This is a genomic window from Kitasatospora sp. NPDC005856 (assembly GCF_040629945.1).
In the GTDB taxonomy this organism is placed as follows: Bacteria; Actinomycetota; Actinomycetes; order Streptomycetales; family Streptomycetaceae; genus Kitasatospora.
This window is the reverse complement of the sequence record NZ_JBEXWT010000079.1, coordinates 14,131-26,123: the sequence shown is the minus strand read 5'-3', so window position 1 is coordinate 26,123 and position 11,993 is coordinate 14,131. Positions and strand designations below refer to the sequence as shown.

At 73.8% G+C, this 11,993-nt stretch carries 8 protein-coding genes and 1 pseudogene; 3 read left to right on the top strand and 6 right to left on the bottom strand.

Annotated features, from left to right (window positions below; all coding sequences use genetic code 11):
• Positions 1–843 precede the first annotated feature (843 nt).
• A complete protein-coding gene (locus ABZ449_RS32810) occupies positions 844–1,650 on the top strand; it encodes a GNAT family N-acetyltransferase (RefSeq protein ID WP_360353439.1) in 807 nt (268 codons plus the stop codon).
• A 148-nt stretch (positions 1,651–1,798) separates the two neighbouring features.
• On the opposite strand, the gene ABZ449_RS32805 is transcribed toward ABZ449_RS32810, so the two are convergent.
• Positions 1,799–2,824: an HAD family hydrolase gene (locus ABZ449_RS32805; RefSeq protein WP_360353437.1), complete on the bottom strand. Its 1,026-nt coding sequence runs from the start codon at positions 2,822–2,824 to the stop codon at positions 1,799–1,801.
• 434 nt (positions 2,825–3,258) lie between these two features.
• Entirely contained in the window at positions 3,259–3,738 is a 480-nt protein-coding gene (locus ABZ449_RS32800) for a hypothetical protein (RefSeq protein ID WP_360353436.1), read from the bottom strand.
• A 306-nt stretch (positions 3,739–4,044) separates the two neighbouring features.
• On the opposite strand from ABZ449_RS32800, the pseudogene ABZ449_RS32795 reads away from it, so the two are divergent.
• A pseudogene (locus ABZ449_RS32795) lies at positions 4,045–4,470 on the top strand (universal stress protein); the annotation flags it as partial.
• A 161-nt stretch (positions 4,471–4,631) separates the two neighbouring features.
• On the opposite strand, the gene ABZ449_RS32790 reads toward ABZ449_RS32795, so the two are convergent.
• The 4 genes from ABZ449_RS32790 to ABZ449_RS32775 all read right to left on the bottom strand — a co-directional run bounded on the left by ABZ449_RS32790 (position 4,632) and on the right by ABZ449_RS32775 (position 11,094).
• Positions 4,632–5,822 (bottom strand): acyl-CoA dehydrogenase family protein, encoded by a 1,191-nt coding sequence (locus ABZ449_RS32790; RefSeq protein ID WP_360353434.1) that lies wholly within the window; start codon positions 5,820–5,822, stop codon positions 4,632–4,634.
• Between the two features lie 178 nt (positions 5,823–6,000).
• Positions 6,001–6,951 (bottom strand): hydroxymethylglutaryl-CoA lyase, encoded by a 951-nt coding sequence (locus ABZ449_RS32785; RefSeq protein WP_360353463.1) that lies wholly within the window; start codon positions 6,949–6,951, stop codon positions 6,001–6,003.
• Positions 6,952–6,983: 32 nt separating this feature from the next.
• On the bottom strand, positions 6,984–9,242 hold the full coding sequence (locus ABZ449_RS32780; RefSeq protein ID WP_360353432.1) for a biotin carboxylase N-terminal domain-containing protein: 2,259 nt from the start codon (positions 9,240–9,242) through the stop codon (positions 6,984–6,986).
• Positions 9,243–9,384: 142 nt separating this feature from the next.
• Entirely contained in the window at positions 9,385–11,094 is a 1,710-nt protein-coding gene (locus ABZ449_RS32775) for a carboxyl transferase domain-containing protein (RefSeq protein WP_360353430.1), read from the bottom strand.
• 131 nt (positions 11,095–11,225) lie between these two features.
• Here ABZ449_RS32775 and ABZ449_RS32770 point away from each other — a divergent pair, with 131 nt between their 5' ends.
• On the top strand, positions 11,226–11,891 hold the full coding sequence (locus ABZ449_RS32770) for a TetR/AcrR family transcriptional regulator (RefSeq protein WP_360353429.1): 666 nt from the start codon (positions 11,226–11,228) through the stop codon (positions 11,889–11,891).
• Positions 11,892–11,993: the final 102 nt, after the last annotated feature.

The following is an 11,993-nucleotide window of genomic DNA, read 5'->3' as shown; positions in this document are numbered from 1 at the left end:
GGTGCCCGGGGTGGCCGGAATGGCCGGAATGGCCCGGGTGTTCGCCGCCGTAGGGCTGGCCGGGGCTGACGTGGCCTCGGCTGACGGGCTGTCCGCTGAAGGACGGTCCGCCGAGGGGCGGCTGGCCGGCGAAGGCGGGCTGGCCTCCGTACGGGGATTGGCCTCCGTACGGGGACTGGCCCCCGTAGGGCGTCGCGATGCCGTGGTCCGCGGTGGTCGGTGCCGCACCGGGACCGACGCCGGCGCCCGCCCCGGGGGAGGGCACCGCGGAGTACGGGGAGTGCGAGGCGGCGCCCGGGGTGCCGGAGGTGCGGGTGGTGGCGATCGCGGCGGTGCCGGTGCCTCTCGCGGGCCGACCCGCGCCGCCGGTCGCCGCCTGGCCGCTGTCAGGACCCGCGTCGCTCCTGCTCACCCTGCTCAAGGCGCTCAAGCCCCCTCGGTGGTGTGGTGTGGGTGGTGCGGCACTGCTGGCCAAGATCGAAATCTATCGGGTGGACCATTGCCGTTGTGACAAGTTCACCATCCGACGCTATGTCGACATGGCAATTTGGCGTGATGCATTCGATCACGAAGCGTGGCACCCGTCGACCTTTCTGGGAAGAGGGCCGGGGCAACGGTGGCTGGTTGTCGCGGGGCGGTTCCTGGGGCGCCCGGCGCCGGTGCGCCCGGCCGGCTGGTCTGGGCTGCGGATTTGCCCAAGCGGGAGGGATCGGAGCGAAATTGACCGAAAATCGGCGGTGCACGAGGGGGCGCACGTGGAGAACTCGTGCGCCTCCCAGGCTTCATCCGGCCAAGCCCAGGACGGCCGAACCGGGAACCGGACCGCCGGGTTACGGTCCTGACGTGAAGACCAACAGCCGGCTCGAACGGGCCAACGACAACGCCGCCGCCTTCTGGCTCGCCCAAGCCCGCGTCCACGGCTGGCAGTCCCGCACCCGCCCGGGCCTGACCGCGGTCCGGTGCGCCCGGACCCCGGACGACGCGCACCGCGTCGTGGTGACCCGCCCCTACGACGAACCGGAGGCCGTGGCGCAGGAATTGGCGGACCTGATGGTCGAGTGGTCGACCATACGCTGCACCGTCGAGGACCCGTACGACGGGCTCGACCTCTCGGGCCTCGGGGCCGCCAGGATGCCGCTCATGCCGGTGATGGTCCGGGATCCCGGACCGGTCGAAGGCGCGACCACCGCCCTGCCCTCGGTCTCGGAGGCCCACGGAGGCGGCGTCCTGACGGTGGATGAGACTCGGGACGGCGACAGCTTCGCCCTGGTCGAACGGGCGATCGTGGAGGGCTTCCCGCTGCCCGCCCGACAGCCCTGGGTCCGGGGCAAAGCCCTCCCGGAACAGTTGCTGGACACACCCGGCTGGCGGGGCTGGCTCGGCCGCGTCGACGGCGCGGTGGCGGGCACCTGCCTCACCTATGACGACGGCCGGGCCACCGGCGTGTACTGGGTCGCCACCCTGCCCGACTGGCGTGGCCGGGGCGTGGCCCGCGCCGTCCTGCAGACCGCGCTGGCCCATGCCCACCCGGACCGCCCGGCCACCCTGGTCGCCACCTCGCTCGGCGAACCGCTCTACCGCAAGCTCGGGTTCGTCGAGCAGGCCCGCACCTGTTGGTGGACCCGCACGTCGGCGGAGCCGGTGGGGTAGCCCGGAGCGGGGTGGCGGTTGGTGGCTCGTGGCTGCCCGGTGGCGGCGACGTGGTGGCGGCGACGTGGGGCGTGCCGGGGCGGGGGTGCGGGGCGTGCCGGGGCTGGGTGCGGCGGGGGTGAGGTGGGGTGCGCGGGGCGGCCGGGCGCTACTGGGCGGCCGCCACCGGGGCTGTGGCCGAGGCCGTGGCCGGTGCGGGGCGGAGGCCGTCCGGGCCCGGCCCCGGACGGCCGGCCGCCCGGGCCCCGGAGTCCGCTCCGGTGTCCGTGCGGGCCTCGGCGATCACGGCAAACCCGCCTGATCGGTTTCGGACACCGGGCCCGCCTGCGGCGACGGGCTCGCGGACCGGCCCGGTGGTTGCGGAAGCGGATGCGCTCGCGAGGTCCAGGGCGGCCACCGCGGGATGTGCGCCGGACCGTGCGCCGACCAGCGCCGTCGCGCGTCTCGGCGCCCCCGCTGTCGCCTTCCGGAGCGGCCGGTCGGAACGGGCGCCCGGCCGGGGCGAGGGCGCGTTCCGTGCGGCGAGGACCTGGCCGACCGCCTCCGGCAGACCGGCCGCCTTCAGGGTCGGTCGGTAGCCGCTCTCCGCCCACGGCCGGCCGTGGTGCAGCCAGACGCTGCGCAGCCCGGTCAGTTCGGCACCCGCGATGTCGGCGGGTGCGTGGTCCCCGATCATCCAGGTGTGTTCGGCCCAGTCCCCGGTGGGTGCGATGCCGCACCGCTGGGCGGCCATCTCGAAGATCAGCGGGTCCGGTTTGACGCAGTCGGCCTCCTCGGAGATGACCCAGCCGTCGACCAGCGGGCCCAGGCCGGTCCGCCGGATCTTCTCCAGCTGCGGCCGGGTGCCTCCGTTGCTGACGATCCCGAGCGTCCACCCCGCCGCCCGGGCGGCGCGCAGCGCCTCGATGTGCCGGGGCGGGCAGTGGATGTGGGAGTTGATGCCGCGTCGGTAGTGAGCAATCAGGAAGTCGGCGGAGACGTCCAGCCCGTAGCGGCGCCGGACCGCCGACAGTACGGTGCTGCGCGGAACGTACCCGCCGCCGTCGAGGGTGACGAACCAGTCGACGTCGCCCGGTGGGAGGTCGTGTTCGGACAGGAGGTCCTGCGCCCAGGCCCGGTAGGCGGCATCCCGGGGCAGCAGGGTGTTGTCGAGGTCGAACAGGAGCAGGGGCATGCCAAGCATGGTGCCAGCGGCCACGCCTATGCACCTGGCAAATGCCAGACGGCGTCGCGAAGCCGTACGGAGTGGCCGAAACGGCCTCCGCGCGCCAGTGGCGAGTGGTGACAGGTGGGTCGTACGGGACTGTTGGGGCGGGTCTGACGTCACGGTTCGCGACGCGCCGCAACGGATCGTCGCCGATCCATGACAGTCCGGTCACGGTGTCCCGTGGGGCTGTTGCGCCGTTCGGTCCGCTCAGTCAAGCTCCAGGGAACCTCCTCTCCGGAGGGGGCGCGATCGTCTGTGGGCGGGGCGCACGGCCTCGGCGGGCGCATCCCTCTTTCGCGGGAACAACATCGCTCCGGGGCTTCCTCGCTGGGCTGGGCCCCAGGCCCGTCGTACTCTGAAAGGAACAGGTCACATACGGTGCTGCGCGGCGCAGACCGACGTCATCCCGTGGGCGGGCCTGCTGCCCGGGCAGCGTTGTTCTCCTCTCCTGTCGGCCCCTCTCCATCGAAGAGCCGTGAGCCATGGCTGGTTTTGAGCCTCCCCGACCGGTTGAACCGGACACGCCCCACAGCGTGGACCCGGCGGGCGGGTCTGCCCGCGACAGCACCGAAGGCGCGGCCGAGGTCCGTGCCGACCGGCTCGGTGACGGCGGTCGTGACCACCGCAGTGACCACCTCGACGGCGACCGCGACGCCGGCCTCGACGGCGACCGCGACACCGGCCAGGACGGCGACCGCGGCGGTGGCGGCAGGGGCAGCAGCGCGGACGGTCCTGCCGGCCGGCGAGCCGATGGACGAGCCGATGGGCGGGCCGGCGCGCGTGCCGATGCCTCCGGCCGTGTCCCGGGCGTACGGGCGGGGCACGAGCGAGCCGACGTCACCGAGGAGCCCGAGGCAGCCGGAACAGCCGGAGCAGTCCACGCGATCCAGTCGACCGACGTGCCACAGCCTGCGAAGCCAGGGGAGCCAGGGGAGCCCGCGCCGGAGCGCGACGGCACGCCGGGCTCCGCGCGCACACTGCGCGGCCTCGCCCGTTGGGGCAGTCTCGCCCGCCGTGACCGCCCGGGGCCCCGTCAACGGCGTGGCGAGCCCCCGGCCGACCCCGCAGGGGCTCCGGTGACGGGCCGCCTGGGCCCGGGCGCCGAGCGTCCGGAGGCGGCAGCCGGGGCGGGCGGCCCACTGGGCGGCACCGAACGGTCCGGGCAGGAGGCCCCGGCGCCGTCCCTCGACCCGGTGTTCCAGCACGGTGTGGTGGTCGGCTTCGACGGCTCGCTGTCGAGCGAGCGCGCCCTCGCCTACGCCGTCGGCATGGCACGCCGTTCGCAGTGCGGCCTGGTGATCGTGCACGTCGCCAACCGCCTGCCCGCCACGGTCTGGGCGGGCTGCGAGCCGCCCGTCTTCGTGGACCTCCCCGACCACCGGACCGAGGTCCTCGGCCTGGAACTCGCCTGCGCGGACTTCCTCACCGGGGTGCCGTGGATCCTGGTCGAGCGCGGCGGGGACATCTGCCACGAGATCGAGGAGGTCGGCCGTGAGTACGCTGCCGACGCGATCGTCGTCGGCACGACGCACGGCCTGCTCGGCAAGATCTTCGGCTCCGTCTCCGGACGGTTGGCGCGGCGGGCCAACCGCCCGGTGATCGTGATCCCCTGACGCCTCTTGTTCCCGCGGCTTCTCCCGAAGCCTCCCCGAGGTCTCCTCCTGATGCCTCCTTCACCGTTGGGCTCCCCCAACTCTGGTCGTGTAGGCCTGTGTTGAGCGGTGCTCGGCCCGGTGGGCGCGCGGCTCAGGAGGTGACCGTCAGGAAGTGGTCGTCACGAACCGATGCCGAGCTCCCGGGCGATGAGCATGCGCTGGACTTCGGACGTGCCCTCCCCGATTTCCAGGATCTTGCAGTCGCGCCAGAAACGGGCGACCGGGAATTCGTTCATGAAGCCGTACCCGCCGTGGATCTGGGTCGCCTCGCGGGCGTTGTCGACGGCGGCCTCGGACGAGTACAGCTTCGCGATCGCGGCCTCCTTCTTGAACGGTTCACCGTGCAGCAGCCGGGAAGCGGCGTCCCGCCAGGCCAGGCGGGAGGTGTGGGCGCGCAGCTCCATGTCGGCAAGCTTGAACTGGATGGCCTGGTTGGCGCCGATCGGCCGGCCGAAGGCCCGGCGCTCGCCGGAGTACTTCACGGACTCGTCGACGCAGCCCTGGGCCAGGCCGGTGGCCAGGGCCGCGATCGCGATGCGGCCCTCGTCGAGGATCCGCAGGAACTGGGCGTAGCCTCGGCCGCGCTGGCCCAGCAGGTTGGCCGCGGGGACGCGGCAGTCGGTAAAGGACAATTCGCGGGTGTCGGATGCGTTCCACCCGACCTTCGAGTACTTCTTCGAGACCTGGAAGCCGGGGGTCCCGGTGGGCACGATGATGGAGGAGATCTCCCGCACGGGCGAGCGGAATTCGCCCTCTTCACTCGAACGAGCGATCGGTTCGGTGAGTGCGGTGACGGTGACCAGACCGGTGATGTCGGTGCCGGAGTTGGTGATGAAGCACTTGGTCCCGTTGATGACCCACTCGTCGGTGGCCTCGTCGTAGCGCGCCGTGGTGCGGGTGGCCCCCGCGTCCGACCCGCCCTCCGGCTCGGTGAGGCCGAAGGCGCCGAGGAGTTCGCCCGAGGTCAGCCGGGGCAGCCACTCGCGCTTCTGCTCCTCGGTGCCGAACCGGTAGATCGGCATCGCGCCGAGCGAGACGGCGGCCTCCAGGGTGATCGCCACCGACGAGTCGACGCGGGCGAGTTCCTCCAGGGCGAGGCCGAGGGCGAAGTAGTCGCCGCCCATGCCGCCGTACTCCTCCGGGAAGGGCAGGCCGAAGAGCCCCATCCGCCCCATCTCCCGGACGATCTCGTACGGGAACTCCTCCCGCTCGTAGAACCCGCCGATCTTCGGCGCCACCACGTCCTGGGCGAACTCGGCGACGGTGCGCCGCAGTTCCTCGTACTCGCTGCTGAGCCTGTGGTCGAACACGGTGATCCTCCTGGCGCCCGGCCGGGCCGGCCGCGGGCGTGAGCGGGGTGACCGGCGTCCGTCGAACGGTATGACGGGCGCACGATGTGATGAACGGAAGGGAATCGAGCGGTGCGGGTGGTGCGCGGCGCCGACCGGGTGGTGCGGGCGGCCGTCGCCGCGGACGGGTGCGGCCGGGTCAGCTCCCGGTGGAGCCGAGCAGCGCCTGGACGGTGCGGGAGGGGCTCGGGCGGCCGAGTCGCTCGGCCATCCAGCCGCTGGTCGCGACGAGCGAGCGCAGGTCGACGCCGGTCCGGATGCCGAGCCCGTGCAGCATCCAGACCAGGTCCTCGGTGGCCAGGTTGCCGGTGGCGCTCTTCGCGTACGGGCAGCCGCCCAGGCCGCCCGCCGACGCGTCCACCGTGGTGACGCCCTCGCGCAGCGCCGCGAGGGTGTTGCTGAGCGCCTGGCCGTAGGTGTCGTGGAAGTGCACGGCGAGCCGGTCGACCGGGACGCCGGCCCGCGCGAAGCCCGCCAGCAGGGCGCTGACCTGGCCCGGAGTGGCCACGCCGATGGTGTCGCCGAGGCTCAGCTCCGTACAGCCCTGCTCCAGCAGCTGCACGCCGTACCGGACCACCTGGTCGACCGGGACGGGGCCCTCCCACGGGTCGCCGAAGCACATCGAGAGGTAGCCGCGGACGGCGATCCCGGCCTCGGTGGCCCGGGCCACGACCGGGCGGAACATCGCCATGGCCTCGTCCGCGGAGCGGTTGAGGTTGCGGCGGGCGAAGGTCTCGGTGGCGCTGGCGAACACCGCGATGTCGGAGACGTGGTGGGCGAGCGCGCGGTCCAGGCCGCGCTCGTTGGGCACCAGCACCGGCAGCCGCAGACCGGCGTGGCGCTCCGGCAGGCCGGCGAGCCGGGGGACCAGCTCCTCCGCGTCGGCCAGCTGCGGTACCCATTTCGGGTGAACGAAGCTGGTGGCCTCGACGGTCCGCAGGCCGACGGCCGCGAGCCGGGCGATGAACTCGGCCTTGACCTCGACCGGCACCAGGGCCTTCTCGTTCTGCAGGCCGTCGCGCGGTCCGACCTCGTGGATCCGGACCTCCTCGGGCAGGCCGGGGGCGCGGACCGGGTCGGGCAGGCCCAGATCGAGGGCGTCGGGCTCGCGGGCGGGGGCGGTCACGACCGGACCTCCGCGGGCTCGGCGGGGGCCGCGACCGGGTCGGCCGCGGCGTCCTCGGCCGCCGCGTCCTCGACCGGGGCGACCACGACCAGCAGGTCCTCCATCGCGACGGTGGCGCCGGCGGTGGCCCGCAGCTCGGTGACCACGCCGTCGTGCGGCGCGGCGATCACGTGTTCCATCTTCATGGCCTCCAGCACGAGCAGGGGCTGTCCCTTGCGGACCGCCTCGCCCGCCGCGGTCTTGACGACGGTGACGGTGCCGGGCATCGGGGCGGTCAGCGCGCCGTGGTGCGCCCCGGCCCCGGCGGCGCTCTCGACGACCGGGTCGTAGGCGTGCAGCGGCCAGGCGTCGCCCTCGACGCCGAGCCAGGTCACCGGTCCGGCGGCGAGGCCGGGGGTGGCGTCGGTGGCCAGCGAGAACGTGGTCCGCAGGCCGTCGACGGTCAGGTGCAGCCGGTCGCCGGCCAGGGTCGCGCGGGCGCGGTGCGCGGGGCCCTCGTCGAGCCGGAGCTCCACCTCGCGGGTGGTCCCGGCGGAATTGTCAGTGGCATCGGCTACGTTGCCCGCAGTGATCGAACGGATGCTCACCGCCACCGGGTCCTGGCCGGGGGTGCGGAGTCGGTGGGTGGTCCAGGCAGGGGTACCGCCCAGGCGCCAGCCGGAGGGAAGGGAGAACGGGTTGGTCCAGCCGACGGGGTCGGTGGCAGGGGTGAGTTCCAGGTGCCGTGCCAGCGCGGCCGCGAAGTAGAGGAGGTGAGCGGGCGACGGTGCTTCGACCGACGCGGGCGCGTCCGGGGTGGTCGCGTTCGCGGGGGAGTACGGCGCGGTGAGCAGGGCCGGCTGCTCCTGGGCCGTGCGCTCCACCAGGCCGGTGTCCAGTCGGCCGGCGGCGACCTCGGGGTGTGCGAGCAGTCGGCGCAGGAAGCCGGTGTTGGTGGTGACACCCAGGATGCGGGTGTCGGCCAGCGCCGCGCGGAGCCGGCGCAGCGCGGTCGGGCGGTCGGGCCCGTACGCGATGACCTTGGCGAGCATGGGGTCGTAGGAGCTGGTGACGACGGTTCCGGCAGCCACCCCGGAGTCGACGCGGATGCCCTCGCCCCGGGGCTCGTCCAGGGTGAGGATGCGGCCGCCGGTGGGCAGGAAGTCCCGTTCCGGGTCCTCGGCGCAGATGCGGGCCTCGATGGCGTGGCCCCGGAAGGAGACATCGGACTGGGTGAAGGAGAGCCGTTCGCCGGCGGCGACGCGCACCTGCCACTCGACCAGGTCGAGCCCGGCCGAGTCCGCGCCGACCGCGACGGCGAGTTCGGTCACGGGGTGTTCCACCTGGAGACGGGTGTTCATCTCCATGAAGAAGAAGTCCCGCACCCCCTCGGAGGCGGAGGCGGAGGCGTCCGGGTCGATGCCGGGGACGATGAACTCCACGGTGCCGGCGCCGGTGTAGCCGCAGGACTCCGCGGCGCGGACGGCCGCGGCGCCCATCGCGGCGCGGGTCTCGGAATTGAGGAGAACGGAGGGAGCCTCTTCGATCACTTTCTGGTGGCGGCGCTGAAGGCTGCACTCGCGCTCGCCGAGGTGGACGGTGGTGCCGTGGGCGTCGGCCAGCACCTGCACCTCGATGTGGCGCGGCCGGTCGACCCAGCGCTCCAGCAGCAGGGTGTCGTCGCCGAAGGCGGTGCGGGCGACGCGGCGGGCGGCGGCGATCTCGGTGGGCAGGTCGGCGCGGTCCCGCACGAGCCGCATGCCCTTGCCGCCTCCGCCGGCGGACGGCTTGAGCAGCACCGGGTAGCCGATCTCGTCGGCGGCGGCGACGAGCTGCTCGTCGGTGGGCGCGGTGGCCTGGCTGCCGGGGACCACCGGGACGCCGGCGGACCGGACGGCCTCCTTGGCGTTGATCTTGTCGCCCATCAGCTCGACCGCGCCGGGCGGCGGTCCGATGAAGACGAGGCCCGCGTCGGCGCAGGCGCGCGCGAAGCCGGGGTTCTCGGCGAGGAAGCCGTAGCCGGGGTGGACGGCCTGGGCGCCGGTGCGGCGGGCGGCGGCGAGGATCCGGTCGGTCCGCAGGTAGGTCTCGGCCGCCGAGCTGTCGCTGCGGTCGGCCGGGCCGAGCCTGACCGCGACGTCGGCCTCGCGGACGTGCGGCGCGTCGGCGTCCGCGTCGCTGAACACGGCGACCGAGCGGACGCCGAGCCGCCGCAGGGTGCGGATCACCCGGAGGGCGATCTCGCCGCGGTTGGCGACCAGAACTGTGTCGAACATGGGAGGCGTTCCTCCGGTCGAGGGGAGCCGTAAGTAAGGAGGTGGCGGTGGGCGGTCGGGGCGCCGGCCGGGTGGGCCGGCGCCGCGGGGAGTCACACCCGGAAGGGAGGGATCACGGACGCGGGAGTGACACGAGGAGGGATCACATGCGGAAGACGCCGTACGGAGCGGGTGCCGGCAGGGGGGCGTTGGCGCAGGCGGTGAGCGCGAGACCGACGACGGTGCGGGTGTCCATCGGGTCGATCACACCGTCGTCCCAGAGCCGGGCGGTGGCGTAGTAGGCGTTGCCCTGGCGCTCGTACTGCTCGCGGACGGGGCGCTTGAACTCCTCCTCCGCCTCGGCCGGCCACTGCTCGCCGTGGGCCTCCAGCTGGTCGCGGCGCACGGTGGCGAGGACGGAGGCCGCCTGCTCGCCGCCCATCACGGAGATCTTGGCGCCCGGCCACATCCACAGGAAGCGAGGCGAGTAGGCCCGGCCGCACATCGAGTAGTTGCCGGCTCCGTACGAGCCGCCGATCACCACGGTCAGCTTCGGGACGCGGGTGCAGGCGACGGCGTTGACCATCTTGGCGCCGTGCTTGGCGATGCCGCCGGCCTCGTACTGCCGGCCGACCATGAACCCGGTGATGTTCTGGAGGAAGAGGAGGGGGATGCCGCGCTGGTCGCACAGTTCGATGAAGTGGGCGCCCTTGACGGCCGACTCGGAGAACAGCACGCCGTTGTTGGCGACGATGCCGACCGGGTGGCCGTGGATCCGGGCGAAGCCGGTGACCAGGGTGGCGCCGTACTCCGCCTTGAACTCGGCGAACCGGCTGCCGTCCACCAGGCGGGCGATCACCTCGCGCACGTCGTAGGGCGTGCGCGGGTCCACCGGCACGGCTCCGTACAGGCCCGCCGGGTCGACGGCCGGCGGCTCGACCGGGGCGAGCGGCCACGGCTTGGCCTCGCGCGGGCCGAGTCCGGCGACGATCGTGCGGACGATGGAGAGGGCGTGGGCGTCGTCCTCGGCCAGGTGGTCCGTCACGCCCGAGGTGCGGGAGTGCAGCTCGCCGCCGCCCAGCTCCTCGGCGGTGACCACCTCGCCGGTGGCGGCCTTCACCAGCGGCGGGCCGCCGAGGAAGATCGTGCCCTGGTTGCGGACGATCACGGCCTGGTCGCTCATCGCCGGAACGTACGCGCCGCCGGCCGTGCACGAGCCGAGCACCGCGGCGATCTGCGGGATGCCCGCGGCGGAGAGCCTGGCCTGGTTGTAGAAGATCCGGCCGAAGTGGTCGCGGTCCGGGAAGACCTCGTCCTGCATGGGGAGGAAGGCGCCACCGGAGTCCACCAGGTAGACGCAGGGCAGACGGTTCTCCAGCGCGACCTCCTGGGCGCGCAGGTGCTTCTTCACCGTCATCGGGTAGTAGGTGCCGCCCTTGACGGTGGCGTCGTTGGCGACCACCACCACCTCGCGTCCGGCGACCCGGCCGATGCCGGCGATCACCCCGGCCGCGGGCGCCGCACCGTCGTACATCCCGTCGGCGGCCAGCGGGGCCAGCTCGAGGAAGGGGGAGGCCGGGTCGAGCAGGGTGTCCACGCGATCGCGGGGCAGCAGCTTGCCGCGGGCGGTGTGCCGGGCGCGGGCCTTGGCACCGCCGCCGAGGGCGGCCGCGTCGAGCTTCGCGCGCAGTTCGGCGACCAGGGCCCGGTGCGCCTCGGTGTTGGCGCGGTACGCCTCGGAGCCGGGGTCGGCGGAGCTGCCGAGCCGGGGCGCCGGTGCGGCGGCCGCGGCCGGTGCGGCACCGGGCGCCGCCGTGCCGGGCGCTGCGCCGAGCCGGACGTCGGCGGATGTGCCGGCGGTTGAGATGACCATTCCCAAGAGCTCCCTTGCCCTCGGCACCAGGTGGGCAGCCGGGTGCGGTCCGACCGTGATCGCACGTTAATTAACGTTAACTTGCGCGCCCAGGTTAACGGCCGATAACCCGACTGTCTACGATGGACGGCATGCCCAACGTCCCCGCTGCCTCCGCACTCCCCCGTCGCGACCAGATCCGCCGGGAGGCCGCGAGGCTGTTCGCGGCCCGGGGCTTCCTCGGCGTGGGCGTCGACGAGATCGGCAAGGCCGTCGGGATCAGCGGCCCCGGGCTCTACCGGCACTTCGCCGGCAAGGACGCGATGCTCGCGGACCTGCTGATCAACATCAGCGAGCGCCTGCTGGACGAGGGGCGCCGCCGCGCCGGCGGCGGCGAAGGCCCGGCCGCCACGCTGGACGCGCTGATCAGCGGCCACGTCGACTTCGCCCTGGACGACCGGGACCTGATCACCCTGCACGACCGCGAACTGCTGAACCTCAAGGAGGAGGACCGGCGCACCGTCCGCCGGCTCCAGCGCGGCTACGTCGAGCTCTGGGTGGACGTGGTCCGGCAGGCCTACCCGCCGCTGGCCGACCCCGCCGCCGAGCCGGTGGCGCGGGCCGCCGTGCACGCCGTCTTCGGTCTGATCAACTCGACCCCGCACAGCCTCGGCTCGAACCCCGACCAGGGCGAGCGCGCCGCCCTCCAGCGCGACGGCATGGCCGCGCTGCTCCACGCTCTCGCCCACGGCGCGTTCACGGCGGCCGCGGCATCGACCGGCGCCTCCGCCGAGGGCTCGGCCTCCCCGGGCGCCTGAGGGCCGTCGCCGGCGCGTGAGGGACGCGGCGAGCACGTGAGGGGGCGCCGCGTGTGCATGAGGGGCGCCGCGTGTGCATTAGGGGCACGGCCGACGCGTGAG